The organism is Nocardioides sp. B-3 (assembly GCF_024703895.1).
GTDB lineage: Bacteria > Actinomycetota > Actinomycetes > Propionibacteriales > Nocardioidaceae > Nocardioides.
Map to the genome: position 1 here is coordinate 1,372,914 of NZ_CP087968.1, position 25,481 is coordinate 1,398,394.

At 70.4% G+C, this 25,481-nt stretch carries 21 protein-coding genes and 6 pseudogenes; 5 read left to right on the plus strand and 22 right to left on the minus strand.

Annotated features, from left to right (window positions below):
* Positions 1 to 21: 21 nt before the first annotated feature.
* Positions 22 to 1,791 carry a pantoate--beta-alanine ligase gene (panC, locus tag LP418_RS09065; RefSeq protein ID WP_257956035.1) on the minus strand — a complete coding sequence of 590 codons (1,770 nt, stop codon included), beginning with the start codon at positions 1,789 to 1,791 and terminating at the stop codon, positions 22 to 24.
* Positions 1,792 to 2,421: 630 nt separating this feature from the next.
* Here panC and LP418_RS09070 point away from each other — a divergent pair.
* Entirely contained in the window at positions 2,422 to 2,691 is a 270-nt protein-coding gene (locus tag LP418_RS09070; RefSeq protein WP_257956036.1) for a hypothetical protein, read from the plus strand.
* A gap of 6 nt (positions 2,692 to 2,697) precedes the next feature.
* Here the strand turns inward: LP418_RS09070 and LP418_RS09075 are convergent, their stop codons facing one another.
* From LP418_RS09075 to LP418_RS09085, 3 genes are all read right to left on the minus strand, one after another.
* Positions 2,698 to 4,035 carry a hypothetical protein gene (locus tag LP418_RS09075; protein WP_257956037.1) on the minus strand — a complete coding sequence of 446 codons (1,338 nt, stop codon included), beginning with the start codon at positions 4,033 to 4,035 and terminating at the stop codon, positions 2,698 to 2,700.
* A 74-nt stretch (positions 4,036 to 4,109) separates the two neighbouring features.
* The gene (locus LP418_RS09080) at positions 4,110 to 5,054 is read right to left on the minus strand and encodes a hypothetical protein (protein ID WP_257956038.1); all 945 of its coding nucleotides are present in this window, start codon (positions 5,052 to 5,054) and stop codon (positions 4,110 to 4,112) included.
* Positions 5,051 to 6,154 carry a sulfotransferase family protein gene (locus LP418_RS09085; RefSeq protein ID WP_257956039.1) on the minus strand — a complete coding sequence of 368 codons (1,104 nt, stop codon included), beginning with the start codon at positions 6,152 to 6,154 and terminating at the stop codon, positions 5,051 to 5,053. The genes LP418_RS09080 and LP418_RS09085 overlap by 4 nt, the downstream gene beginning before the upstream one ends.
* Positions 6,155 to 6,182: 28 nt before the next feature.
* Here LP418_RS09085 and LP418_RS09090 point away from each other — a divergent pair.
* Positions 6,183 to 6,611 (plus strand): annotated as a pseudogene (locus tag LP418_RS09090) (glycosyltransferase family 2 protein); the annotation flags it as partial.
* Between the two features lie 160 nt (positions 6,612 to 6,771).
* Entirely contained in the window at positions 6,772 to 7,296 is a 525-nt protein-coding gene (locus tag LP418_RS09095) for a hypothetical protein (RefSeq protein ID WP_257957317.1), read from the plus strand.
* A gap of 89 nt (positions 7,297 to 7,385) precedes the next feature.
* Here the strand turns inward: LP418_RS09095 and LP418_RS09100 are convergent.
* Positions 7,386 to 8,068: pseudogene (locus LP418_RS09100) on the minus strand (glycine betaine ABC transporter substrate-binding protein); the annotation flags it as partial.
* A gap of 295 nt (positions 8,069 to 8,363) precedes the next feature.
* Positions 8,364 to 9,791: an ABC transporter permease gene (locus LP418_RS09105; RefSeq protein ID WP_257956041.1), complete on the minus strand. Its 1,428-nt coding sequence runs from the start codon at positions 9,789 to 9,791 to the stop codon at positions 8,364 to 8,366.
* A gap of 101 nt (positions 9,792 to 9,892) precedes the next feature.
* Here LP418_RS09105 and LP418_RS09110 point away from each other — a divergent pair, with 101 nt between their 5' ends.
* Positions 9,893 to 10,867 carry an ABC transporter ATP-binding protein gene (locus LP418_RS09110; RefSeq protein WP_257956042.1) on the plus strand — a complete coding sequence of 325 codons (975 nt, stop codon included), beginning with the start codon at positions 9,893 to 9,895 and terminating at the stop codon, positions 10,865 to 10,867.
* Here LP418_RS09110 and LP418_RS09115 read toward each other — a convergent pair.
* The 13 genes and pseudogenes from LP418_RS09115 to LP418_RS09175 all read right to left on the minus strand — a co-directional run bounded on the left by LP418_RS09115 (position 10,860) and on the right by LP418_RS09175 (position 22,892).
* Positions 10,860 to 11,810 carry a GNAT family N-acetyltransferase gene (locus LP418_RS09115; RefSeq protein ID WP_442940149.1) on the minus strand — a complete coding sequence of 317 codons (951 nt, stop codon included), beginning with the start codon at positions 11,808 to 11,810 and terminating at the stop codon, positions 10,860 to 10,862. The genes LP418_RS09110 and LP418_RS09115 overlap by 8 nt on opposite strands.
* 249 nt (positions 11,811 to 12,059) lie before the next feature.
* Positions 12,060 to 12,392, minus strand: a complete 333-nt coding sequence (locus LP418_RS09120) for a hypothetical protein (RefSeq protein ID WP_257956044.1) — start codon at positions 12,390 to 12,392, stop codon at positions 12,060 to 12,062.
* Between the two features lie 57 nt (positions 12,393 to 12,449).
* Positions 12,450 to 12,695 carry a hypothetical protein gene (locus tag LP418_RS09125; RefSeq protein ID WP_257956045.1) on the minus strand — a complete coding sequence of 82 codons (246 nt, stop codon included), beginning with the start codon at positions 12,693 to 12,695 and terminating at the stop codon, positions 12,450 to 12,452.
* Positions 12,696 to 12,704: 9 nt separating this feature from the next.
* A complete protein-coding gene (locus LP418_RS09130) occupies positions 12,705 to 13,130 on the minus strand; it encodes a DUF3180 family protein (RefSeq protein ID WP_257956046.1) in 426 nt (141 codons plus the stop codon).
* A gap of 53 nt (positions 13,131 to 13,183) precedes the next feature.
* Positions 13,184 to 13,756 (minus strand): 2-amino-4-hydroxy-6-hydroxymethyldihydropteridine diphosphokinase, encoded by a 573-nt coding sequence (gene folK, locus LP418_RS09135; protein ID WP_257956047.1) that lies wholly within the window; start codon positions 13,754 to 13,756, stop codon positions 13,184 to 13,186.
* A 15-nt stretch (positions 13,757 to 13,771) separates the two neighbouring features.
* The gene (gene folB / locus LP418_RS09140) at positions 13,772 to 14,134 is read right to left on the minus strand and encodes a dihydroneopterin aldolase (protein WP_257956048.1); all 363 of its coding nucleotides are present in this window, start codon (positions 14,132 to 14,134) and stop codon (positions 13,772 to 13,774) included.
* Positions 14,131 to 14,987, minus strand: a pseudogene (folP, locus tag LP418_RS32905) (dihydropteroate synthase). The gene folB and the pseudogene folP overlap by 4 nt, the downstream one beginning before the upstream one ends.
* Positions 14,984 to 15,593 (minus strand): annotated as a pseudogene (folE, locus tag LP418_RS09150) (GTP cyclohydrolase I FolE). Before folE ends, folP begins: the two co-directional pseudogenes overlap by 4 nt.
* A gap of 10 nt (positions 15,594 to 15,603) precedes the next feature.
* Positions 15,604 to 17,652, minus strand: a pseudogene (gene ftsH, locus LP418_RS09155) (ATP-dependent zinc metalloprotease FtsH).
* 96 nt (positions 17,653 to 17,748) lie between these two features.
* Positions 17,749 to 18,300 carry a hypoxanthine phosphoribosyltransferase gene (gene hpt / locus LP418_RS09160; RefSeq protein ID WP_257956049.1) on the minus strand — a complete coding sequence of 184 codons (552 nt, stop codon included), beginning with the start codon at positions 18,298 to 18,300 and terminating at the stop codon, positions 17,749 to 17,751.
* 215 nt (positions 18,301 to 18,515) lie between these two features.
* Positions 18,516 to 19,331, minus strand: a complete 816-nt coding sequence (locus LP418_RS09165) for a hypothetical protein (RefSeq protein ID WP_257956050.1) — start codon at positions 19,329 to 19,331, stop codon at positions 18,516 to 18,518.
* A 304-nt stretch (positions 19,332 to 19,635) separates the two neighbouring features.
* A complete protein-coding gene (gene tilS, locus LP418_RS09170) occupies positions 19,636 to 20,652 on the minus strand; it encodes a tRNA lysidine(34) synthetase TilS (protein WP_257956051.1) in 1,017 nt (338 codons plus the stop codon).
* Positions 20,649 to 22,892 (minus strand): zinc-dependent metalloprotease, encoded by a 2,244-nt coding sequence (locus LP418_RS09175; protein WP_257956052.1) that lies wholly within the window; start codon positions 22,890 to 22,892, stop codon positions 20,649 to 20,651. Before LP418_RS09175 ends, tilS begins: the two co-directional genes overlap by 4 nt.
* 341 nt (positions 22,893 to 23,233) lie before the next feature.
* Here LP418_RS09175 and LP418_RS09180 point away from each other — a divergent pair.
* A pseudogene (locus tag LP418_RS09180) lies at positions 23,234 to 23,747 on the plus strand (inorganic diphosphatase).
* A 93-nt stretch (positions 23,748 to 23,840) separates the two neighbouring features.
* Here the strand turns inward: LP418_RS09180 and LP418_RS09185 are convergent.
* The 3 genes from LP418_RS09185 to LP418_RS09195 are packed head-to-tail and all read right to left on the minus strand — an operon-like array spanning position 23,841 to position 25,457.
* Entirely contained in the window at positions 23,841 to 24,707 is an 867-nt protein-coding gene (locus LP418_RS09185) for an RNA polymerase sigma-70 factor (protein ID WP_257956053.1), read from the minus strand.
* Positions 24,704 to 25,279, minus strand: a complete 576-nt coding sequence (locus LP418_RS09190; protein ID WP_257956054.1) for a carboxymuconolactone decarboxylase family protein — start codon at positions 25,277 to 25,279, stop codon at positions 24,704 to 24,706. Before LP418_RS09190 ends, LP418_RS09185 begins: the two co-directional genes overlap by 4 nt.
* 55 nt (positions 25,280 to 25,334) lie before the next feature.
* Complete coding sequence (locus LP418_RS09195) at positions 25,335 to 25,457, minus strand: hypothetical protein (protein WP_257956055.1); 123 nt, start codon at positions 25,455 to 25,457, stop codon at positions 25,335 to 25,337.
* Positions 25,458 to 25,481: the final 24 nt, after the last annotated feature.

A 25,481-nucleotide genomic window follows, 5' to 3' on the forward strand; every position in this document is an offset into this window, starting at 1 on the left:
AGTGGATGGGCATGTTGTCGATCAGGCGCGTGCTGCCCAGCCCGGGCGGCCACCGGGATCCGGCCTTCGCCGTTCTCCGGTGCCTCGCCGAGATCGATGCTGGTCAGCGCGAGGTAGTCGAGCTCGATCAGCGGCTCCGACTTGAGCACGCTCATCGCCGCCCATCGCGCTGCCGGCACGCCGTACGCCGCCCGCTCGCGCGCCGCGTGCAGCGCGCGGTTGAGGACGGTTGCGGCTTCGCGCTGCGCGGGGGTCGAGGTAGCGGTTGCGGCTGGACATCGCCGGGCCGTCGGCCTCGCGCATGGTCTCGGCGCCGACGACCTCGACGGGCAGGCACAGGTCGCGCACCATGGCGCGGATCAGCGCGAGCTGCTGGTAGTCCTTCTGGCCGAAGACCGCGACGTCGGGCTGGACGAGGCCGAAGAGCTTGGCGACCACAGTGAGGACGCCGCCGAAGTGGGTGGGCCGGGACTCGCCCTCGAGGATCGTGGCCAGCTTCCCCGGGTGCACCGTGACGCCGTCGCGGACCGAGTCATGGCCGAACCCACCGGCGTACATCTCCTCCACCGCGGGCGCGAAGACGACCCCGACACCGTTGGCCCCGCAGAGCTCGAGGTCCTCGGGCAGCGTGCGCGGGTAGCGGTCGAGGTCCTCTGTCGGCGCGAACTGCATCGGGTTGACGAAGATGCTGACAACGACGACGTCGGCGTGCTCGGCGGCCTCGCGCATCAGGCTGGCGTGGCCCTCGTGCAAGGCGCCCATCGTGGGAACGAAGCCGATGCGCCTGCCCTCCTTGCGCGCGGTCGCGAGCAGGGCCGAGAGCTCCTCGCGGGTGTTGGCGAGGGTGGGGCTGGTGGTCACGACCCGGGAGGTCCGGTTTCGTGACGGTCGCAGGGCGACCTCCTCAACCGCCGATGCGGATGGCTCGGCGGCGTCGAGGATCTGGCGCATCTTGGCTGCCCGGATCGGCAGCAGGCGACCGTCGGTGACGACGCGGTCGAGGGTGGCGCGAGCCATCGCGAGGTAGGAGGCGACGGTCTCCGGCGCGTTGGCGGTGATCTCGAAGAGGTGCGCTCGGACCGTCTCGACGTCGCCGCGGACGATCGGACCGGTGAGCGCGGCATCGCCGTGGGCGAGCGCGTTGTCGAGGGCGGCGTTGAGCAGCGGGCGGAGCGTGTCGGCGGGGTTGTCACCGCCGGCGGCGGAGAGCATCTCCATCGCCCGGGTCACCAGCGTGACGAGGTGGTTGGCGCCGTGGGCGAGACCTGCGTGGTAGAGCGTGCGCTTGTCCTCGGGCACCCACATGGGGCGGCCGCCGAGGTCGGCGACGAGCTGCTCGGTGACGGCCCGCTCGCCCTCGCCGGCGGTGACGCCGAAGATCGCGTCGCGCAGCCGGGGCAGGTCGACCTCGGTGCCGGTGAACGTCATCGCCGGGTGCAGCGCGATCGTGCGCGCGCCGACGGCGGCGGCATCGGCCAGCACGGCGAGCCCGTGGGCACCGCTGGTGTGGACAACGAACTGGCCCTCGCGGATCGCGCCGCTCGCACTGAGCATCGCGACGACGTTGGGCAGCATGTCGTCGGGGACGGTCAGGAGCAGCAGGTCGGCGGCGCGCGCAGCATCGCTGGGCTTCATCACCGGGGTGCCGGGAAGGAGGGACTCGATGCGGCCACGCGAGGCGTCGGATTCACCGGCGGCGGCCACGATCTCGTGGCCCGCGGTGCGAAGCGCGGCGGCGAGGACGGCGCCGACGCGGCCAGCGCCAACGACACCCACACGGAAGTGAGTCATGTGCGAACCCTTTCGTTCCAGTCCCGCCGACCACCCCTGGCGGGGCCGGTGTGGGTACCAGACTCGGTGCTCGATCTATTGCTCGTTGAGCGTACGCCGTCAGATTCCGCCCTGTGAACAGGAAGTGAACGTGACCTATCCGACACTGCGGCGTACGTCGGATTGCCGGTCCTCGGGTAGTTCAGTGCGGTTCCGTGGACTGGATCCAAGCCGCAAGGTCCCACTGAACTACCCACGGAGGGCTTGTCCACAGGCCGCGGATCGCTGGTCGACCAGAGGGGTCGTCGTTGCCTAGCGTCAGGCCCATGAACTTCGCACTGCCCCTCGGGTGGACAGGCTTCTTCGACGAACACCAAGCGGCGCTGCATCTCGTGCTCGGCGGCACGACGACGGCGGCAACCGTGTCCCTTCGTCCGCCAGCGGATCCCCGTGGTGGCAACGTTCTCGACCGTCTCGGTGACTTCTTCGTGGCCGACACACACCGGCTCTCGCTGCAGTCGTGGCACGGAACCCCAGGGGCGGCTTCCGGTCGGCGCCGGTGCCTTGATCGGGGGACGCTCGGCGGCGCATGGCGAGGTCGCCAATGGTTCCTCGCTTGGACTCCGTCGTCGTCACCGCACGGGCGAGATCGTGCTCGACGGGCGCACCTACCGAGTGCGACACCTGTCGCGCTGGCGCGCGGTCGTGGAGGTCGACGGGGAGCGGATCGCCGTACTCACGCGGCGGGTGCTGTCGCGTCGCACTCGCCCTCTCGACCGCACGCGGCTCCCGCGCGTGCGGACTTCTGTCGTGACCGAGGCCGACCAGCTCGCCGTGGTGATCGCCGCCAGCGTCATGGGCCCGCCGGGACGAACCGGGTTCTGGGGTGAGCTGGCGGACGACATCTCTCGGATCCCCTGACGCCGGTCAGGGGGCCGAGTCCAGCACCGTGATGGTCCCTTCGCCGGCGCCTTCGCCGGGGATGGCAACGACTCCGCGCGGATCGAAGACGAACGCGCCCGCTCCCGGGGCTGTCACCGGGACCGAGCTCTCCCCCTCTGCAGAGGAAAAGACGCCCCACCCCACCGCCAGCTCCGGTGATGCGGACAGCACACTGACCCGCCACCGGGCCGAGGTGGCCAGCGCCGGCATCTCAGCGAGCGCCCGGGTGTCCTTGCCGAGCTTGAGCTCCACAGGCACGCCGGCTTGCATCGGTACGGCGCTCACCGACCGAACGGCCGCTGAGGCCTGTGCTTCCGACCGGACGAGCCGTCCATCCAGCTCGAACAGGTAACTCCCGGAGGCGGGCAGCTTCCACAGCAGTTCTCGGTAGTGGCGCTTCCCCTCGCCGAACGCGTGGGGGCTGATGGCCCACGGGTGGACATACCCGTCGGGACCTCGCAGCGCCACTTCCGCAGTGTCGGAATTCGTGGAATCGAGGTCGAGATTGCTGGTCTCCGGGCGTACGAACTGGCCGGCCGTGCCCGAGAACCTCAGCAGCTTCGGGTCCGCGCCACGCCACGCGTCTCCACTTCCGTCGATGGGGGTCGAGGCGGCGGCGTAGCGCTCGAGCCGGGTCGGCTCGGTGTTGATGACGAGGTAGTCATCATTGCGTCGGAACCGGTAGCCGCATTGGCTGCCGAGGACCTCCCGTGTGAGCACCGACCTCGTGTGGCAGAGCCGGGCGAAGTTGCGCTGCGTGGCAGTCGGCTCGAGCTTGCGCGCGGCTTCGACGACTGCTCCATAGCCATCCCCAGACTCGACCCGCACCCCCGGTCCCTTCACGGCGTCCACGCGGTAGGCGTGCACCGTCGTCTCGGTGATCCGGGTGTTCAACGGTTCCGCCACTGAGCCCTCATGGATCACGAGCCGCTTCGGCTCCGGGACGACGTCCCACAGATAGGCGGCACCCCCCGACGACTCTCCACGGCAGGTGTGCTCGTAGTCGAGCACGTAGGTGCCGGTGCGCGGGAAGAACCAGTTGCCCAGTTCACCCCCGGGCACCACCTTGCCGGCGATGCTCAGGTGCGCCCGTTCGCAGTCCGCCGAGGCGTCGCGGTTGGCAAGGACGAAGCCTTCGCCCTTGCGGCCATGGAGGCGGAGCTTGATCCTCCCTACGAAAGGAGCGACCTCAGGGACCTCGATCGCGTCGCCGAACTTCACGTCGACCACGGCCGCAGAGACCGTGGCACTCGCCAGCCCGGTGGTGAGCGGGGCAACCAACACCGAGATTGCTGCGACCACGGCCGCCAGAGTCTTCGTCATGCCACGTAGACACGCGGCTTGGCCGATCGGTTGCTGTTCTCCCGGCGGACACCTTGCTGGTCTAGACCTCTCGCTCAGGCGCGCAGGTGCAGCTTCGCGTGGTCGGGGTCGTCGACGACGAACGGGCGCAGCGCGCGAGCAGCCGTGTGGGTGACGTGGTCGACGACGTGCTCACCCTCGGGCGCGTTGATCTCGATGACGCCCTCAGGGATCTCGCCGTTGTTGAGCGCGTTGAAGACCAGCCACTCGCGACGCTTGCGCCGGTTGCGGACGCTGGTCGCGAAGGACTCCGGGTTGGTCCAGTGGGCGAACTCGTCGCCGTCGAGGTACTTCAGCTCCACGACCGGGCCCTGCGGCAGCGCGAACTGCCGGATCTGGTCCGGCGTTGTGCGGATCTCCCACTCGGGCGCCTTGGAGTAGACGAAGTCGGGCGTCATCGGGAAGCCCCACTCCTCGATGTTGCGCAGCCCGAGGTCGAGGAAGGCTCTCCGATCGGACTGGATGTAGAGGCCGTGGCGCGGGAAGCGGATGACGGCGTCGGCCGTGCCGACCTGCCGGGAGAGGTCGGCCATCGACACCTCGCCCTCGGTGGTGAGGACCATGTCCCCGTCCCACTTCCACGAGTAGCGGGTGCGGACGTGCGAGAAGCACCAGTTGTAGAAGTAGGCCAGCGAGTGGACGCTGCGCTCGGCAACGGCCGGGTGCTCGGCACCGGCGCGGGCGACGTCGAAGGGGTACTCCTTCAGCGTGAACTTCTCGCTCATCCCGTGCTCGGCCGCGACGGCGAGCGCCGCCTCGCCCGTGCCGTCGGTGGACTTGTTGTCCACCAGCAGCACGTGGTCGCACGCCCGCAGCAGCGGCGGCAGCACGAACCTCATCGAGTCCGCTTCGTTCTTCACACGGAGTACGGCGGTCGCCCCGCGTTTCAGCGGAGCGACGTTCCACGGCCACACGATGTCGAAGTCGGTGTGCCCCTCGATGTTCGTCAGCCCGTGGCCGGCGCCGACCGGGACGCTCACTTGTCCTCCGCCGGCTCCGTCGCGCGCTCGCGCCCCAGTGCCTTGCGCACCCCTCGGCGTACGGACGGCGGGATCTTGGCGCGGACGTCGTGCGGGATCTTGTCGGCCAGACCGGTCGGCGCGGGCGCCTCGGTGTCCGCGACGCTGCGGGCGCCGCTGATGCGGGCGGCCACGACGGACGACTTGCTGATCGCCTCGGCCTCCTCGTAGAGGTCGGTGTAGGCGTCGCGGAGCTCGTCGAGCGTCGCGTGGACGGCCGCCACGTCGCCGTCGGGGTCGGCGAGCTTGTTGAGCTCCTCCCACGTCTGCGCGGTCAGCTCGTGCAGCCGCGGCGGGAGCGCGAGGTCGTCGAGCGACGACGTGACGCGGCGCAGCGTCGGGTCGATGAAGCGGTGCACCTCGCGGATCAGGTCGCTGCGCGTGTGCACGATCGACTGCAGGTCCAAGGTGTTGCCGACGTGCATCGTGGTCTTCACCCAGTCGGTCAGCAGGTCCTCGTAGCGCACGAACACCCGCGCCGTACCAGCCTCGTCGCGGGTCGCGCGCTCCGTGTGGAGCAGCATGTTCACCCAGCTCGCGGCGAGGTGGGCGGAGCCGAGCTTGTTGGCGTAGTACTTCTGCTTGCTGCCCACGACCTCGGCCGGCGGGCGCAGCATCGTCACGAAGACGGGCTTGGCGCCGGTGCGGATCGCGGCGACGCGCCACAGGCCGAGGAACCAGCTCAGGCGCGGGTCCTTCACCACCAGCTCGGGGTGTACGGCGAAGTGCGGCTCGAGCCACTCCGCGACCCTGATCCGGGCGGGCTCGCGGGTGGAGATCCGGCCCGTCTCGAACCACGCGCTGGGGCGCGAGTCACTCAGCTGGACCGCGGCCTCCTTGAGCAGGCGGTCGTGGAAGTCGACGACCCACTGCGGCTCGGAGAAGCCGCGCGGGTTGGACGCGTCCGCGGGCACCTCGGGCAGCGGCACGTGCATCCCGAGCTTGCTGGCGATGCCGGCCATCGTGGAGGTGCCACTGCGGCCGGCGCCCGCGACGAAGAGCACCTTCCGGGGGACGCCGTCAGGGTTCATCTCGTCGATCGCACGGGCCTGAGCAGTCACGGCGGGGAGCCTACTAGGGTGCGCTGGCATGGGGTTCCTGCGGCGTTCACGTGATCCGTTGATCTCGGTCGTGGTCCCCGCCTTCGGCGTCGAGACCTACCTGCCCGCCTGTCTCGACTCGCTGCTCGCGCAGACCCGGACGACGTGGGAGGCCATCGTCGTCGACGACGGCTCGCCGGACCGGTCCGGTGAGATCGCCGACGCCTATGCGCTTCGCGATCCGCGGATCAAGGTCGTGCACGTCGAGAACGGCGGCCTCGGATCGGCCCGCAACGTCGGCGCCGCCCACGCCGATTCCGACTTCCTCACCTTCCTCGACTCCGACGACGTGCTGCCGCCGACCGCGCTGACCACCCTCATGGGCACGCTGATCGAGTCGGGGTCGGACTTCGTCACCGGGTCGATCGTCCGGTGGGAGAGCGACGGACTCCACGAGCCGCCGTGGATGAGGCGGCTGCACCCCCGCGCCACCGGCCTGCGGATTGCGGACCGGCCTGAGATCCTCGGCGACGTCTTCGCCCGGAACAAGATCTTCACCCGGTCCTTCTGGGACGCCACCGGCCTCTCGGCCGGAGGGCATCCGCTACGAGGACCAGCCGACGACCACCCGCGCCTTCATGGCCGGCACCTTCGACGTCCTCCCCGACATCGTCTACCACTGGCGGATCCACGACGACGGCTCCTCGATCACCCAGCAACGCTCATCGGTCCGAGACCTCACCGACCGGTGGAAGACCAAGCGGATGTCGTACACCGCAGTGCGCGCCGGCGACGACGCGACTGTCGAGTCCGTGTTCGTCGACCGGGTGCTCGCCGGCGACCTGTGGCGCTACTTCCCGGAGGTCCCCGGCTGCTCGGACGAGTGGTGGGCGCTGCTCCGCGACGGCGTGCGGGAGTTCTGGGGACAGCGCTCGCTGGCGCACTCCGGCCTGCCGCCGGTGCACCGACTGGCCGGCTGGCTGGTCGAGCAGGACCGGCGCGAGGACGCGGCCGCGCTGATGACCCGGGCCGCCGCTCTCACCGGGCCCGCGCCACAGACGACGGACGCGGCGGGCCGACACATCGACATACCCAGCGAGGTGCTGGACCTGTCGACCGTCGACGCCGCCGCGCTCGCGCTGCGACCGCACGAGCTGCGCTGACCCGTCAGAGCAGGCCCTGCTCCTCCGGGGAACGACTTCGCGACGTCCTCGGGCTTCTCGCGGTCGACGGCGATCCGGCCGTTGAGCTCAGTGAGCCCCTCGGTCGTCAGCGCCGCCATCAGCGGGTTGAGGATGTCGGCGACGTCGGGGTGCTCGGCCGGAAGTCGGCGCCGATGGCCGGCACGAGGTTCTGCGCGGGCTGGATCTGCTTGTCGTCCTCGAGGACCACCGGGCCCCGGGACTCGAGCGTGCCGTCGGTGGTGCTGGTCTCGCCGAGCTCGGACTCGCCGTCGAGGACCGACTGGTAGGTCTGGTCGCTGGCGTAGCCGAGGGGCAGGACCTCGGTGACGTCGATGCCGTACTCGTCGGAGAGGCCACCCTCGCAGTCGAGGCGGCCCTCGCAGTCGGGAGCCGCGGCGAGCGTGACCGACACGCCCTCGAGGTCGGAGAGCGTCGTGACGCCCTCGGCCTCGCTGTATTCCCGGGTCACGAAGAAGGCGTTGGTGTCGGTCGCCGGTGAGATGTCGAGCAGCGTGATGCCCGCGGCCTCGAGCAGGTCGGCGCCGTCGGCGGCGAGCTCGTCTCCGTCACCGGCCTCGAACGGCTTGGCGTCGCCGCCGTTGGCCCGGGTGTTGAGGAAGTTGACGATGCCGCCGACGTACTCGGGCACGATGTCGACGCTGTCGGGGAAGGTCGGCATGTAGGCGTCGCGCGAGTCGACCAGCTTTGTCTCGACGGTGTAGCCGGCGTCCTCGAGCAGCTGCTCGTACATCGAGGCGACCGGGGGTGGCCTCCGGGAAGTTCTGACCGGCGATCGTGACGGGACCCCGGTCGGCGGCAGACGATCCGGCGGGGTCGGATGCGTCGTCGGAGGCAAGGTCGTCCCCGGCACAGCCGGCGGCGAGGAAGAGGGTGCCGGCGGTGAGGACCGCGGCGAGAGTGCGTCGTACGAGCATGGGATTCCTTCTGTGTCCCGCGGCGGGATGCCACGCGTGTCCGGATGCTGCAGTCAGCCGACGGCGTCGACTGGTTCGTCAACGGTAGAGGCTGCCACCGACATTCCCACCTCACGATTCGATGACGGTCCACCCCTGCGCATGGGATCCGCGAGCCGCTGCACCGGGGCGGCCGGGGAGCTCCAGCGCGAGCGCGACCACGGCGACCACGATCGCGCCGGCGATGCCCTTGCCGTAGTTGGAGCGGAAGAAGCCGTCGGTGATCACTCGCCCCAAGCCGGGGCCGGCCACCAGCGCCGCGATGGTCGCGGTGGCCCACACCTGCACGAGCGCCAGCCGGACGCCCGACATCACCAGCGGCATCGCCAGCGGCAGCTCGACCCGGAAGAACTGCTGCGGCCCGGTCATGCCCATGCCGCGCGCCGACTCGCGCACGTCGGGCGGCACCTCTCGCACCGCGACGTAGGCGTTGGTGATGATCGGCGGCAGCGCGAAGAGGGTGAGGGCGATCAGCGTCGCCGGGCCGGCGCGGCCGTAGGGCCCGAACGACGGCGTGCCGGGCCAGTCCGCGACCACGAGCAGCGCAAGCAGCGCAAACGTCGGCACCGCCCGACCCACGTTGGACACGTTGATCGCGAGGAAGCCGCCCCGCCCGATGTGCCCGAGCCACAGCGCGATCGGCAGGCCGATGACCACGGCCATCGCCAGCGCCGTGACGGTCAGCAGCAGCTGCTGGCTCAGCAGGTTGGCCATGCCGCCGTCGCCGGTCCAGTTGTCGCCGTCGCGCAGGTAGCGCCGGGCCTCCGCCGGGACGTTCATGCCCGCACCCCCCTCGTCCACGGCGTCATCACGCGTTGTACGGCGACGAGCGCGACGTCGAGGAGGACCGCGAGCAGCACACAGATGACCGACGCGGTGAGCAGCTCGGCCCGGAAGTTGGTGCTGACGCCGTCCTTGATCAGGTTGCCGAGACCGCCGTACGCTGACGAGGGAGCCGACCGTCGTGAGCGCCACCGTCGACACGGTCGCGACGCGGAGGCCGGCCATGACGACGGGCAGGGCGAGCGGCAGCTCGATGCCGAAGAGCAGCTTGCGCCGGCTGTAGCCCGGGCCGGTGGCCGACTCGACCACGTCGTCGGGCACCGAGCGGAAGCCCTCGAGCAGGGCGCGCACCCGGATCGTCAGGGCGTACAGCGCGAGCCCCAGCACGACCGTGGTCGCGGTCAGGCCGGTGAACGGCACCATCAGCGGGAAGAGGGCCAGCGAGGGGATCGTGTAGATGCCGGTGGTGACGCCGAGGATCATCGACTCGAGCCTCGGCAGGCGGCGCGCGAGCAACGCCAGCGGGAAGGCGATGACGAGTCCCACGACCACGGAGACAACGGTGATCCAGATGTGCTGGACGGTGGCCTCGACGATCTCGGACTGCCGGTCGACGAGGTAGTCGGAGCAGATCCACTCGTTGACTCGGCGCGTGTAGCAACTCGGACCTTCGGCGCTCGCCACCCCGGCGGCGGCCGTCTCCACGAGTAGGGTCACCGCATGGACGCTACCGCCTCGAGCGACGGTTCCGATTCACCCGACGTGATGATCCGACTCCGGGGGCGTGGGCAAGACCTACCCCCGACGGCACCGTCGCCGTGCACGAGCTGGACTCGGACGTCCGCCGGGGCGAGATGGTCTGCCCGGTCGGTCCGTCGGGCTGTGGCAAGTCGACCACGCTGAAGATGATCAACCGGCTGATCGAGCCGACGACCGGGCGGATCATCCTCGACGGCACCGACGTCACCGAGACCGATCCGGTGCAGCTGCGACGCGGCATCGGCTACGTCATCCAGCAGATCGGGCTCTTCCCGCACCAGAAGATCATCAACAACGTGATGACCGTCCCGCTCCTGTACGGCGAGTCGAAGGCCACCGCCCGCGAGCGGGCGCGCGAGCTGATGACGACGGTCGGGCTCGACCCCGACCACTACGCCGATCGCTACCCGCACCAGCTCTCGGGTGGCCAGCGCCAGCGCGTCGGCGTGGCCCGCGCGCTGGCCGCCAACCCGCCGGTGCTGCTGATGGACGAGCCCTTCGGCGCCGTCGACCCGGTCGTGCGTACCAAGCTCCGGGACGAGTTCCTGAGGCTCCAGCGCGACCTCGGCAAGACCGTCGTGCTGGTCACCCACGACATCGACGAGGCCGTGCGCATGGGCGATCGCGTCGCGGTCTTCGCCGTCGGCGGCCGGCTCGCGCAGTACGCCACCCCGATGGAGCTGCTGGCCCGCCCGGCCGACGACTTCGTGGCCGACTTCGTGGGCTCGACGCGCGGCCTGCGCCGGCTCACGGTCACCCCACTGCGCGAGGAGCACCTCGAGTCGCTCGACGGCGTCAACGGCGGTCAGCTCGGAGCGGCCATCGACATCGACTCCTCCCTCGAGGAGGCCCTCGCCGCGCTGCTGCGCGACGACAAGCCGATGATCGGGGTCAAGCGCGGCTCCCAGTTCGTCGGGGTGCTGACGCCCAACGGGGGTGCACCGGGCGTTGCGGGAGTCGTTGCGCTGACTTTCCCGAGTCGAGTGCTGAAGTGGCTGTATCCACGGTGCAGCCAATCACTCGACTTCAGCTGACGGGCACGTCCTTGTGCCACGACTCGGTGGTGTACTTCGTGCCCCAGCCCATGGCGACGTACAGGCCGTCGGCGCCGGTCGGTGAGTCTGCGTCGACCTCGAGCCCGACGCGATCGCGTCCACGGGCGGCCGCGTCGGCGATGATCGTGTGCAGCAGGCCCTTGGCGACACCACGGCCGCGCGCCGTCTCGAGCACGCCGAGGTAGGAGACGTAGGAGCCGTCCGGCCCCTTGCTCGACTCGCTCACGGTGCCGACCAGTGCGCCGGCCGGCTGACCGTCCACGAGGGCCAGCCACCAGTGGTCCCAGCGGTGGCCCGGGTCCTCGCGCAGCCGGTGGATGAACTCGTGGAAGGTCTCCTCGGCCGAGTTGAAGTGGTCGGTGAACGCGCCCTCGAGCACGTCGTGGACCGCCCGGAGGTCGGCCTCGTCGGGCATCCCGCCGGCCTCTCGGCGTACGAGCCGGAAGTCGACGCCGTCGGCGCTCCACGCGTCGGGATCGGGCACGAGCTGGACCTCCTCGGCGATCACCGAGCGGCTCATCTGCCACCACGTGCGGACCCGCTCGAAGCCGGCGTCGGCCAGCCGGGCGTGCTGACGCTCGTCGTCCCGGAAGGCGCCGGTGTCGATCTGCTGCACGGTGAGTCCGCGCTCGGCGCCGACCCGGCGGGCCTGCGCGACCGCCCACTCGAAGAGGACGTCGGAGCAGGCGCGGGCGATCGTGTCGGTCAGCGTCCGGTCGACGATGTGGACGTAGAGCATCCGGCCCTCGGCGCGGTCGTGCACGCTTCCCCGGGCCCGGATGTCGCCGGTGTGGTCGCGGACGACGAGGTTCTCTCGCATCTCCGGGCCGTGCACCTCGACCGGGACGTCGTCCTCGGAGCCGCTGGCCCACCCCCGGCCGGCGCGCTCGTGGGCGCGGAGCAGCTCGGTCAACCTCTCCACATCGGCCCGGTCGGCCCCGTCGACGGTGCCCGCGTTCCACCCGCGTGGCAGGCCGGGATCCTCGGGGAGAACTTCAGCGGGGTCACTCTCGAACCGATTGTCCTCTGGGATCACATCGATCGATTGTGCCCTAGCGGGATGTCACCATCCCGGCGCCGGGGTAGTTAAGTGCGATTCGGTGGTGATCCCGGGGCGGAACACAAACTCGCACTTGACTACGCCGCAACACGAGTGCGGCGGCCGTTCGCCTCAGGCGGAGTTGGCGCGCTTGCTGTTGGCGGCGACCTGCCGGGAGTGCAGCTCGGCCTTGAGCACGTCGAGCTCGGCCTCCAGCTCGGAGACCAGCACGATCGCCTCGGCGGCGCGCTCCTCGGAGGAGCTCAGCGAGCGGGAGAGGCTGGCGATCGAGCCCTCGTTCTCGCGCTGCGTGCGCTCGGCCGGGTCGGCGCGTCGCGCCTCGGCGTTGAGCTTGCGGGTCTGGTCGGCCACGTGGCGCTGGGCGGTGCTGAGCGCGACCTCGAGGCCGGCGATGACCTCTTCACGCGCGGTGATCTTGCGGCGCATGTCGAGGGCGAAGTTCATGTTCTCGGCCGTACGGCGTTCAGTCAGCGCGGCATAGGCCTTGGCCTGCGCAGCGGATCACGAGCCGCCTCGACGCGCGGCGGCGAGCTCGGAGTGCGTGATCTTCGTGGCGGCAGCGCCCGGGAGGACGCCGGTCACGGCAGCGACGGTGATCAGCAGGGCAGAGCCGGACACGACGGCGCCCACCACCAGCACGGCGGAGAGCACCAGCAGTGCGACCGCCACGGTCAGGCGGGTGCTGCGCTGGCGACGGCGCGCAGACGTGCGTGACGGGTGTGACTGCTGGGGCTGAGGGGAAGACATGGGGTCAGGCTAGGCCCCGTTGTCCTCCCCGGGGACGCGACACGCTCGTTCGAGCGCGAGAGAGGCGAGCATCATGAGCAGGCCACCGATGGCAGCGACCGCGCATCTGAGCAGCCGTTGGTCGGCCAGCTCGGATGCGTCACCCAGCCGGGTGACGGCATATCCGGCGTAGCCACCGGCCGCCAGCGCCCCCACCGGGGCACAGGCCCGGGCCAGCACCGGGGCGGTTGACGGCGCGGTTGTCGGGCAGCCGCTCGTGCCGCACCCGGATCGTCTGCCACGTGTGCCCGGGCGACATAGGCCGGGACCGCGGCCACGAAGACCCGGGGCCAGCGCCTGCACCCGGGTGACGAACGGCGCGGTCCCGGTCAGCCGCACCATGGCCGGTCGCAGCAACCAGCCGGCGAACAGGCCGATCACAGCCGCGACGGCCAACGACGCACCCGTGGTGGGGCGAAGGTGACCCTCCGGCGGGACCGGGGGCTGCGTCACTGGACCTCGAGCACCAGATCGTCGACCTTGGTGATGCCCGAGGCGTCGAGCGCGGAGAGCAGCTCGGCGATCGGACCGCGGTCGGGGAACACCGCGTCGGGCTCGAGGTCGTGCCGGGGCTGCAGCACGAAGGCACGCTCGTGGGCGCGCGGGTGCGGCAGGCGAAGGAAGTCGTCGTCGGCCCGGCGATCGCCCACGACGATCAGGTCGACGTCGAGCGTGCGCGGGGCGTTGCGGACCTCGCTGCGCTCGCGATCGAAGGCGTCCTCGACGGCCAGCGCGCGCTCCATGAGGCGAGCGGCCGGCAGGGTGGTGTCGGCCGGGACGATGGCGTTGAGGAACTTGGGCGAGTCCTCGTCGGGCGAGTCGACCGCGTCCGTCTCATAGACCGGCGAGACGCCGGTGACGAAGAAGTCAGGGGTGTCCGCAAGGGCGTCGACCGCACCTTGCAGGGCGGCGAAGCGCTCTCCGAGATTGGACCCGAGAGCGACGACCACCCGGCGGATCGGGTGCATCTCCCCGGTGAGGGAGTCGGCATCCACGATGTTGGGGTTGGGGGTCTCGGTCATTTTGGCCCTCGTTGTCTAGGGGTTGTGTCTGGTGATCGTGAGCGTGACATCTGCGAACGTCGCCTCGATCGGCGCGTCCGGCTTGTGGATCGTCACGCGGGCCCATTCAACACGACGGTCCGTGAGGCACACGTCCGAGATGCGCTGGGCCACCGTCTCGATGAGATCCACGGGATCGGACTCGACGGCGGCTTTGACCCGCGCCACGAGGCTTCCGTAGTCGACCGTGTCCTGCAAGTCGTCGGACGCCGCCGCGGACACGGTGTCGAGGCCCGTGGTCAGATCGATCACGAAGGTCTGGCCCTCGCGCCGCTCGAATTCGAAGACTCCGTGGTGGGCGAAGCACTCGACTCCGGTGATGGTCAGCTCGTCGGTCACGAGACCTCACCCTGCCCGACGCCACCGACAGCCCGGTCACCGGCCACCATCGCGTCCACGACGGCCAGCGCATCGCAGGTCGCGCGGACGTCGTGCACGCGCAGGCAGTCGACACCGTGCTGCGCAAGCAGGGCGACGAGGGCGACGTGCGCGAACTCCCGCTCCCCCACGTCGCGCGGGTGCCCGTCGACGGCGAGCAGGCCGCCCAGGGAACGACTTGCGGCTCGCCCCGACCAGCAGCGGACGGCCCAGCGACTCGATCGCGGTCAGCCCGCGCAGCAGCTCCCAGTTCTGTTCTGCGGTCTTGGCGAAGCCGAGCCCCGGGTCGAGGAGCACCCGCTCCGGCTCGATCCCCGCGGCCATGACCGCGTCGAGGCGCGCGCCCGAGCTCGCGGCGTACGGACTGGACGACGCCGTCGGGGCCGTAGTCAGTGAAGTCCGCCATGGTGGTCGAGTGCGCCCGCCAGTGCATCGCGACGTACGTCGCACTGCTGCCGGCCACGACGGAGAGGATGTCCGGGTCGGCCAGCCCGCCGGAGACGTCGTTGACGATCTGCGCGCCGGCCGCCAGCGCCGCGGCGGCCACCTCCGCGCGCATGGTGTCGACGGAGACGACCGCGCCGAGCGCCACCAGCGCGGTGATCACCGGGATGACGCGATCGAGCTCCTCGCTGACCACCGGCCGGGTCGCACCCGGCCGGGTGGACTCGCCGCCGATGTCGAGCAGGTCGGCGCCGTCGGCCGAGAGCTGGCGGCCGTGCTCGATGGCACGGTCGGCGTCGGCGTACAGGCCCCCGTCGGAGAAGGAGTCGGGCGTGACGTTGACGATCCCCATCACGCGGGGACGGGTCATCGGCGTGAGTTGATCAGCGCCATTGCTTCGGCGCGGGTGGCCCGGTCGCTGAGCATCGTGCCGCGCACCGCGCTCGTGATCGTGCGGGCGCCGGCCTTACGGACCCCGCGCATGGTCATGCAGAGGTGCTCGGCCTCGATCACCACGATCACGCCGCGGGCGTCGAGGATATCCATCAGCGCATCGGCGACCTGCGTCGTGAGGCGCTCCCGGACCTGCGGGCGCTTGGCATAGACGTCGACCAGCCGGGCGAGCTTGGACAGACCGGTGATCTTGCCGGTGTCGGCCGGGATGTAGCCGACATGGGCGACGCCGGTGAACGGCACCGTGGTGGTGCTCGCACATCGACCACAGCTCGATGTCGCGCACCAGCACCATCTCGTCGTGCCCGATGTCGAAGGTCGTGGTGAGCACGTCCTCGGGCCGCTGGCGCAGCCCCCGGGTCAGCTCGGCATAGGCCCGGGCGACCCGCGCCGGAGTCTCCAGCAGCCCCTCACGCTCCGGATCCTCCCCGATCGCGGCGAGCAGCTCACGGACGGCCGCCTCCGCCCGGGCGTGGTCGTAGTCGGGGATGTCGCGTTCGGCGAGGCTGATCGGGTCGGTCATCGTGGTCCGTTCAGGCCGGGGGTTCGGGTGACGAGCCGTCGGCCGGGACATCTCCGTGCGTGTCGCCGCCGGGGCCGGGCGGGGTGAGGATCACGCCGCCCTCCTTCTGGGCGAGCGCGCCGGCAGCGGCCCGGTCACGGATCTCCTGCGGGATCTCGACCGGAGGGATCGCGCTGGGCGTGCGCGCGTCGGAGCCGGTCCACGCCGGACGATCGGGGTGCAGTCGCAGCGGGATGAAGATCTCCGCGATCTGGGCCTTGTCGAGCGTCTCCTTGTCGAGCAGCTCGAGCACCAGCGAGTCGAGCACGTCACGGTTGAGCTCGAGCAGGTCGTAGGCCTCCCCGGTGCGCGGTGGACAGAAGCTTCTTGACCTCCTCGTCGATGATCGCGGCGACCTCTTCGGAGTAGTTGCGCTGGTGGCCCATGTCGCGTCCCAGGGAACGGCTCGGAGTTGCTGTCACCGAGCTTGATCGCACCGAGCCGGTCGCTCATGCCGTACTGCGTGACCATCGCGCGGGCGAGGTTGGTCGCCTTCTCGATGTCGTTGCCGGCACCGCTGGTGACGTCGTGGAAGATCAGCGCCTCCGCCGCCATGCCGCCGAGCATGTAGGCCGGGCTGTCGAGCATCGCGCTGCGCGTCTGGCTGTACTTGTCCTCGTCGGGCAGCACCATCGTGTAGCCCAGCGCGCGACCCCGCGGCAGGATCGTCACCTTGTGCACCGGGTCGGTGCCGGGCAGCGCCGCGGCGACGAGGGCGTGGCCGCCCTCGTGGTAGGCCGTGATCAGCTTTTCCTTCTCGTTCATCAGGCGCGCACGGCGCTGCAGGGCCCACGATCACCCGGTCGATGGCCTCGTCGAGGCTCTTGTCGGTGATCAGCTTCTCGTTCTGGCGCGCGGTGAGCAGCGCGGCCTCGTTGAGGACGTTGGCCGGGTCGGCACCGGTGAAGCCGGGGGTACGGCGAGCGACGCTGAGCAGGTCGATGTCGGCCGCCATCGGCTTGCCACGCGAGTGCACCTTCAGGACCCGGTGGCGACCGTTGAGGTCGGGGGCGTCGACGCCGATCTGGCGGTCGAAGCGGCCCGGGCGCAGCAGCGCCGGGTCGAGCACGTCGGGACGGTTGGTCGCGGCGATCAGGATCACGCCGCCGCGGACGTCGAAGCCGTCCATCTCGACCAGCAGCTGGTTGAGGGTCTGCTCGCGCTCGTCGTGACCGCCGCCCATGCCGGCACCGCGGTGGCGACCGACGGCATCGATCTCGTCGATGAAGACGATGGCGGGGGCATTCTCCTTCGCCTGCTCGAACAGGTCGCGGACGCGGCTGGCGCCGACGCCGACGAACATCTCGACGAAGTCGGAGCCGGAGATGGAGTAGAACGGCACGGCCGCCTCGCCCGCGACGGCGCGGGCCAGCAGCGTCTTGCCGGTGCCGGGCGGGCCGTACAGCAGGACGCCCTTGGGGATCTTGGCGCCGACGGCCCGGAACTTGGCTGGCTCCCGGAGGAACTCCTTGATCTCGCCGAGCTCCTCGATCGCCTCTTCACAGCCGGCGACGTCGGCGAACGTCGTCTTCGGCATGTCCTTGGTGATCAGCTTGGCCTTGGACTTGGCGAACTGCATGACGCCCCGGCCGCCACCCCGGGCCCGGTTCATCAAGAAGATGAAGAGCAGCACGATCAGCGCGAACGGGAGCAAGGTCACCAGCAGCGAGCTGAGGATGCTGGGCTGGGGGTACTCGGAGTTGGAGTCCTCGATCGTGCCCGCGTCGATCTGCTCGTCGACCGCCGCGAGCAGGCTCTCCTGCTGGCCGTCGATGTAGTGGGTGACGACCTTGTCGTTGTCCTTGCGGGTGCCGTCGTCGAGGGTGGCCCGGATCTCTCGGTCCATCCCGTCGAACTCGATCTCCTTGACGGAGCCGTCCCGGATCCGGGAGCTGAGCTCGGAGGTCTTGACCTCGTCGTACCCGCCGTTGGGTGCGAGGTACTGGATGGCCAGCAGGACGCCGAACATGGCCAGCACCATCCACAGCCGGGGGCCCTTGAATATGCGCTTCACTTGCATCTTTCGCCGGAGGATCAGTTCTGTGTCGGTCGTGCGAGTCGTGCTTGTGCAGGCATTGTTTCAGGCGGGGTGAAAGGGGGTGTCGTTCAGGACGTCTCAGGAGTAGACGTGCGGTGCCAGCGTGCCGATGTCGCGCAGGTTGCGATAGGCCTCGCGGTAGTCCGGGCCGTAGCCCACGACGAACACGTTGGGGATGTCCCAACCGACGTACTTCGGCTCCACCGGCATGCTCAACGCCTCCGGCTTGCGGAGCAGGGTCGCGATCTCGACGCTCGCGGGTCCGCGGCTGCCGAGGCTGTTCACCAGCCAGCTGAGCGTCAGTCCGGTGTCGATGATCTCGTCGACGATCAGCACGTGGCGACCGGTGATGTCGGTGTCGAGGTCCTTGAGGATCCGCACCACACCACTGGACTTGGTGCCCGAGCCGTAGGAGCTGATCGCCATCCAGTCCATCTCGACGTGGCGCGGCAGCGCCCGCGACAGGTCGGCCATCACCATCACCGCACCACGCAGGACACCGACCATGAGCAGGTCATGGCCCTCGTAGTCCGCCGCGATCTGGACGGCCATCTCGCCCAGCCGCTCCCGGATCTGCGCTTCGGTGAACAACACGTTGACGAGGTCGCTCTGCACGTGGGCTGACTCCATGGCGCCAGCGTAGATGCAGACCGGCCCGGTGTGGCCACGGGTCCGCTCCGCCGTACGGCGCTCAGGCTCGCTCTCGAGCCTCCCGATGGATTTCCACTCCTACGAGTGGAAGTTCATCCGGGGTCGAGCGTGGGGGTGCCGATCCCGGCCTGCATTTTCACTCGAGCGAGTGGAATTCCATCGGTGGGTACGCCGACGCGCGAGCGCCGCAGCCGTCAGGCCGCGGCAGCCTGACCCGGGAAGTGCGGGCGCCAGTCGTCGCTCGGCCGTTCGGGCAGGCCGGGCAGGCCGCGCGCGGCCAGCAGACGGAACACCCGGTTGACGGTCTCCTCCGGCCGCTTGTAGACACCGGCGGCCACCACCACGAGGATGCGCCAGTCGTCGTCATCGATGGCCTCGCGACGCTCGAGGTCGCTCTCCCACTGCTCGATGCGTTCGACGTGGTGTCGTCCGTCGTACTCCACGACGACGCGCACCTCCGGCCAGCTCAGGTCGTAGCGCCGGATCTCCATCCCGTCCTCGTCGCGGATGCTGACGTTGACCACGGGCTCGGGCAGGCCGGCCAGCACGACCAGCATCCGCAGCCGCGACTCCATGGGCGAGTCGACGCGGGCGCGGACGAAGCGAGCCGCCTGTCGCGCCAGCAGTCCGGCCCGGCCCGGCGCCTTCTTCGCGGCTCGCTTGAGCTGGCTGATGCGGACGCCCTGACGCCGCACCATCCAGTCCCCCGCGACGACGAGCTCGACCGGGGGCAGTTCCTCGGCGAGCTCGACGAACAGGTCCGTCAGCACCGACACCCGAACACCCCGGACCACGGCGACATCCGCCCCCGCGCGGTGATGAGTCGTGACGCCGCGTCGTCTCAGGCGGTGGGTGTCGAGGGGCACTGTCACGTGCTCGCCCGGCCGCGTCGCGACAGGGACTCGCCACACCCGGGCAGCCGAAGCATGCGAGGCGAAGGCATCGTCGAAGTAGCAGGCCAGCGCCGCCTTGACCCGCAGCAGCGCGGAGTCCGGCACCTCCGCCGACACGATGATCCCGTGGAGCAGCCTTCGAAAGGCCGGCGAGTCGACGTACGCCCCGGAATGTCCGGCAAGGAGGGCACGGAACCGGGGGAACGGTTCGCGGGGGTCGAAGGGACGGCTGCGGTGCATGCCACCAGCGTGCCGCTGATCGACCGGTCGCTGCAGAAGTTATCCACAGGCGCGGCCCTCCGCGGCTCTTGACCTCCAACGGTCCCCGGATGGATTTCCACTCGTGCGAGTGGAAGTCCATCGGGGGCTGAGCGTGACAGCGCCGATCGGGTCCTGAACTTCCACTCGTGCGAGTGGAAGTTCAGGAGGGGTGGGTCGAGGGGTCGCCCGACGGGTCGCCCGACGAGGGCGCTCGCTCGAGGACGAGCAGCGCTTCGCGGCGTACGGCGCGGAGGTGGCCGGGCAGGTCGATCCACTTCTGGCCCCGCCAGTCCGTGAGGAGGGCGTCGACGGCGAGGACGTGCTCGTGGAACAGCTCCCCGGGAGGAGCACCGGCCGCGACCGCGGCGAGCCGGATGACCCGGCGCCGCAGGGCCGGCGGCTCGGCGCCGAGCAGCGGGACCGAGAGGCCGTGCGGACCAGCCACGCGGGCCAGCGCCGAGTCGGCGAGCGAGTCGAGCAGCGCCATGTCGTCGCGGAGCTGGTCGGCGGTGCGGGCGAGCGTGCGGGCAACGCCGGGGCCGAGCTCGTCCTCGAGGAGCGGCAGGATCGTTCGCCGTACGCGCACTCGGGTGAAAGTGGGATCGACGTTGTGCGGGTCGTCCCACACAGTCAGGCCCTCGACCTGACAGGCGGTCACGGTGTCGTCGCGGCGTACGTCGAGGAGCGGGCGCGCGAAGCCTTCGAACCCGCGCCGCATGCCAGCGAGGGAGCGACCGCCCGAACCACGGGTGAGACCGAGCAGGACCGTCTCGGCCCGGTCATCGAGGGTGTGGCCGAGCAGGACGACCGACGCGGAGAGCCGCGAAGCAACCTCCGAGAGCACCGCATAGCGCGCCTGCCGGGCGGCGGCCTCGGGCCCGACCCCCGTCGCGTCGACGGTGACCGTCGCGGTCATCGTCTCGTCGGCGCCCATGGCCGCCATCTGCTCGACGACCCGCTGGGCCTGAAGAGCGGAGCCGGGTTGCAGCCCGTGGTCGACGGTCACACCGACGACCCGCAAGGACCTCTTGTGCCCCTCGAAGAGAGAAGCGGAGAGCAGCGCGATCGAGTCGGCGCCTCCGCTGCACGCCACCACCACGGTCGCGCCGGGGTCGAGCGGATCCAGCACGGCGCGCACGCCTCGGCGTACGACCGCGAGGGACGGATGCAGGGTCACAGCACTCGGGTGATCCGGGCGTCGGGGTCGCCGATCTCGGACTTCGAGGGGAGGTTCTCGGGGCCGGCCCAGACGGCGTTGAACTGCTCCATGCCGACCTTGTCGACGACGTGGTTCACGAACTTCGCGCCGTCGCGGTACTGCGCCATCTTGGCGTCGAGGCCGAGCAGCCGGCGCAGGATGCGGTCGAGGGTGCCGATGCCCTTGCGACGCTCGTTGAAGGACTTGCGGATCTTGTCGACGGACGGGATCACGGTGGGACCGACGCCGTCCATCACGACGTCGGCGTGACCCTCGAGCAGCGACATCACGCCGGTGATCCGGTCGAGGATCTCGCGCTGCTCGGGCGTGCTCATCATGTCCATCAGGCTGCCGCCACCACTGCGGACGGCCTCGGAGACGCGGCGGACGGCGTCCTCGGCGAGGCGGGTCGGCTCGACGCTGTCGGTCAGCGCCATCATCTCTGAGAACAGGTGGTCGCGCATCCACGGCACGGCGGTGAACTGCACGCGGTGCGTCTCCTCGTGCAAGCAGACCCACAGCCGGAAGTCGCTCGGGTCGGCGCCGAGCTCGCGCTCGACGTGGACGATGTTGGGCGCGACGAGCAGGAGCCGACCGGAGGGATCGTGGAACGGGTCGAACTGCCCCAGGACCTTGGTGCCGAGGAAGCCGAGCAGCAGCCCGACCTCGGCGCCCGTGACGCGCGAGCCGATCGCCAGCGACAGGCCGGACGGCGTGCCCTTCTTGGCGGACAGCTTGGCCACCATCGGCTCGATGATCTTGGCGAACCCGTCGGCGTTGGCCTGCACCCAGCCGCGGCGGTCGACGACCGGGACGGGGGCGGTGTGCTCGGCCGCGACGAGGCCGGTGAACTCGCGCACGAGACCCGTCGAGCGGTCGGCGCCGGCGCGCAGCTCCGCGACCGCGGCGGCCGCATCGGCGCTCGTCACCTCGGGGCCGTCCCCGGCCACCTTGGAGCCGAGGTTCACGGCGAAGTCCCAGTCGACGAGTCCAGTCATGGCGGCAAACCTAGCCGGAGCCGCAACGGCAGGCGGCGAGGTCCGCGGCGAGATTGTCGAGCGCGACCTCGACGTCGACCTCGCTGCGCCTTGCCGGTCTTGTCCACGGCGAGCACGAACACCATCTGCGTGCCGTCCCGCCCCGTCACGAGTCCCGCGAGCGAGCTGACGCCGGAAAGCGTGCCCGTCTTGGCGCGTACGTCGCCGAGCGCGACCTCGTCCGCTTCGGCGAACCGGTTGGCCAGTGAACCCGTGAAGCCGGCCACCGGCAGACCGGTGATCAAGGTGCGCAGCGCGGGCTGGTCGGCGCGCCGCGACCCGGAGGACCTGCAGCATGGTCGCCGGGGAGAGCCGGTTGAAGCGCGAGAGCCCGGAGCCGTCGTGGACGGCGTCCGACCCGGTCTCGACACCCAGCGACTGGAGCGTGCTCAGCACACCCGCGGCACCGCCGGCGAAGGAACCGTCGCCGCTGACCGCCGGGCCGACGTGGTGGGCCGGGACCTCGGCCGTCTCGTTGTCACTGACGTCGAGGAGACGCTCGACGACCCGGGAGACCGGCGCGCCCCGGACGCTCGCGAGCTCGGCGGCTGCGGGCGTCGCGACCCCGCGGGTCGGCTCGCCGACGACCTTCACGCCCTGCTTCCTCAACGCACTGGCGAAGGCCTCCGCGGCGGTCAGGGACGGGTCGTCGGACTTGCCGTAGCCGGTCGGCGAGGCACCGCGGTCGACCCAGAGCGCGGTGATCGGGGTGACGATGTCGTCGGGGACGTAGTCGGCGCGCCACTTGGGGTTGTTCGTGGGACCGGAGAAGAGCGAGTCGTCGTAGACCACCCGGATCCGCTTGCGGACGGTGAGTGCGTCCGCTGTCGCCCGGGCGAGGGTGACGATGTCGGCCCGCTCGGGATACGTGGTCGTGGCTTCCTCGGGCGTCAGCGGCTTGCTGGACAGGTAGGGGTCGCCGCCCCCGACGAGCACCACCTCGCGCGGGCTGGCGCCCGCGACGACCCGGGTCGTGAACCCGGCTTCGGGGCCGAGCGCGGCCAGCGCCGCGGTGCTGGTCAGCAGCTTGGTGATGGAGGCCGGCAGGAACTGGTCGTCGTCGTGGGTCCACACCGGCCCGTCGCCGCCGAGGTCGCCGACCGCGGCGACCACGTGCTTGCCCAGCGTCTTGTCGCGCAGGCCCGTGGCCGGGGGCCGCCTCGACGGCGGCCGGGTCCACACGCCCCAGCGGCGTGACGGGGTCGGCGACCGGGGCCGGCTCCTGCCGGGCGGGGAACTCCGGGCCGGCCGGAGGAGCGACCGCGGCCGGGTCGCTGGTCGGGTCGTCGCCGTACCAACCGAGGTAGCGGGGACCCCAGTCGAAGCGGTAGGCGGCGACGGCGCAGCCCGGGATGGCCGGGACGAGCAGGGTGGAGAGCCAGTGGCGTCCGTCACGTCCCACTCGATTTACCCCTGTTCCTTTGGCCCTTTTGTGCCATTGTGCGCGACACTGACCCCCGAGCCGGGCCCGGGTCCACCCCAGAGTGCCCGATCCGACCAGCTCCGGAGTCGCCGGGGCGCCGATTGACCCGGAGGCACTGGTGTTCGAGTTTGACGTGGTGATCGAGATCCCCAAGGGCTCTCGCAACAAGTACGAGATCGACCACGAGAGCGGCAAGATCTACCTCGACCGGATGCTCTTCACCTCGACGGCCTACCCCGAGGACTACGGCTTCATCGAGAACACGCTCGGTCTCGACGGCGACCCTCTCGACGCGCTCGTCATCCTCCGTGGTCCCGACCTTCCCGGGCTGCCACATCAAGGTCCGCGCGATCGGCATGTTCCGCATGACCGACGAGGCCGGCGGCGACGACAAGGTGCTCTGCGTCCCGACGCACGACCCCCGCATGTCGCACCTCAAGGACATCAACGACGTCTCGGAGTTCGACCGCCTCGAGATCCAGCACTTCTTCGAGGTCTACAAGGACCTTGAGCCCGGCAAGTCCGTCGAGGGCGCCAACTGGGTCGGCCGCGAAGAGGCCGAGGCCGAGGTGCACGCCTCCTTCGAGCGGCTGAAGGCTGCCGGCGGCCACTGAGCTTGACGCCCGCTTGCAACGCCGGGTCAGTGCTTGTCACCACCCTGATATTTCAGGGGTGGAACAGCTACTGACCCGGCGTTACATATTTGCTCAGCGGGTCAGCACGTGCCGGGTCGCGTCGAGATTCACCAGCTTGTGCGGGTTGCGCACGATGTAGGCGCCGGTCACCGGGTCGCCCTCGAACGTGAACGTCGCGACCGCCTCCAGCTCGCCGTCGAGCTCGAGCCGCAGCGCCGGGGCGCCGTTGACCGAGACGATCTCGGCATGGGTCGAGGCCCGGTAGACGCCGACCGGGAAGCGCAGCACCTTGTCGACGCCGAGGATCGGTCGCAGGGCCGCCTGCTTGAACCCGCCGCCGTCGGTGATCAGCACGATGTCGGGCGCCATCGCGTCCATCAGGGCTCGGAGGTCGCCGCCGTTGACGGCATCGATGAAGCGGTCCAGCACGGCCCGGTGCGCCTGCACCGCGACCTGCTCGCGTGGCCTCCTTGCCTCGACGTGCGACCTCGCGCGGTGGGCGATCTGGCGCACCGCCGGCTCCGACTTGTCGACCGCCGCCGCGATCTCGGGGTAGGGGACGTCGAAGACCTCCCGCAGCACGAAGACCGCCCGCTCCACCGGCGGTAGCGTCTCGAGCACGAGCAGCATCGCGGTCGAGACGCTGTCGGCGAGCTCGACGTCGTCGGCCACGTCGGGGGCGGTCAGCAGCGGCTCGGGCAGCCACGGACCGACGTACTCCTCCCGACGCCGCGCGTTGCCACGCAGCTTGTTCAGCGAGAGTCGCGTCGTGATCCGCACGAGGTAGGCGCGGTCGTCGAGCACGTCGTCGGTCACCTCGGCCCACCGCAGCCAGACCTCCTGCAGCACGTCCTCGGAGTCGGCCGCCGAGCCGAGCATCTCGTAGGCGACGGTGAAGAGGAGGTTGCGGTGGGCGGCGAAGGCGTCAGTCCGGCTCACGCGTTCGAGGGTACGGCGAGGGGCAGCTCGCACACGTCGCTGTAGCCCCGGCTCGCGAGACCCATGGCCGAGTTGAAGCGCGAGCGTTCGTTCTCGATGGCGACCATCATCGCCAGCTCGACGACCGCGGCGTGGCCGAGCTGCTCGTCGAGGCTGGCGACCATCTCGTCGGTGACGGTCGGCGGGGTCGCGGTCATCGCCTCCGAGTAGGCCATCACCTCCCGCTCGAGATCGGAGAAGGCCTCCGACTCGCGCCAGCGCGGCACCTCGCGGACCTTGGCGAGGTCGAGGCCGTCCTCACGCGCCATGAAGTAGCCGAAGTCCATGCACCACGAGCAGCCGATCACGCCGGCGCTCGCCATCACGGCGTAGGTCTTCAGGTGGGGATCGAGGGCGTCCCACTTGGCGACCTTGCGCTCGAAGCCGAAGACGCCGTTCATGACCTTCCTGTTGTGCCACAGGACGTAGGCGTTGTCGGGCATCTGGCCCCACATCCCGGCGGCGACGCGACGCATCACGGCGCCGTACGCACCATCGATGGTGGCCTTGGGGATCCGGAAGCTGCTGGGCATGGTGATCACTCCTTGATCGGTGACTGGCTCGTTCGACATGGAGACACCACCCGCGTCAGATCTGTGACACCTGTTCCTTGATCGCCCGGAAATAGCCCATGCCGCCGCTCATCTCGAGTCGTACGGCGCCCGCGCCGGCCTCCGCCAGCCAGCGGCGTGCGTCGTCGGAGCTGCACATCGGACCGAGGATGTGCGCGGCCCG

Bases quoted from the DNA above. Each gene is read 5' to 3' on its own strand.
- panC (WP_257956035.1), bottom strand. From the start codon at position 1,791: ATGACTCACTTCCGTGTGGGTGTCGTTGGCGCTGGCCGCGTCGGCGCC.
- LP418_RS09075 (WP_257956037.1), bottom strand. From the start codon at position 4,035: ATGACGAAGACTCTGGCGGCCGTGGTCGCAGCAATCTCGGTGTTGGTT.
- LP418_RS09095 (WP_257957317.1), top strand. From the start codon at position 6,772: ATGGCCGGCACCTTCGACGTCCTCCCCGACATCGTCTACCACTGGCGG.
- LP418_RS09120 (WP_257956044.1), bottom strand. From the start codon at position 12,392: ATGAACTTCGCCCTCGACATGCGCCGCAAGATCACCGCGCGTGAAGAG.
- LP418_RS09125 (WP_257956045.1), bottom strand. From the start codon at position 12,695: ATGTCTTCCCCTCAGCCCCAGCAGTCACACCCGTCACGCACGTCTGCG.
- folK (WP_257956047.1), bottom strand. From the start codon at position 13,756: ATGACCGAGACCCCCAACCCCAACATCGTGGATGCCGACTCCCTCACC.
- hpt (WP_257956049.1), bottom strand. From the start codon at position 18,300: ATGGAGTCAGCCCACGTGCAGAGCGACCTCGTCAACGTGTTGTTCACC.
- LP418_RS09190 (WP_257956054.1), bottom strand. From the start codon at position 25,279: ATGCCCAGCAGCTTCCGGATCCCCAAGGCCACCATCGATGGTGCGTAC.
- LP418_RS09195 (WP_257956055.1), bottom strand. From the start codon at position 25,457: ATGTGCAGCTCCGACGACGCACGCCGCTGGCTGGCGGAGGCCGGCGCG.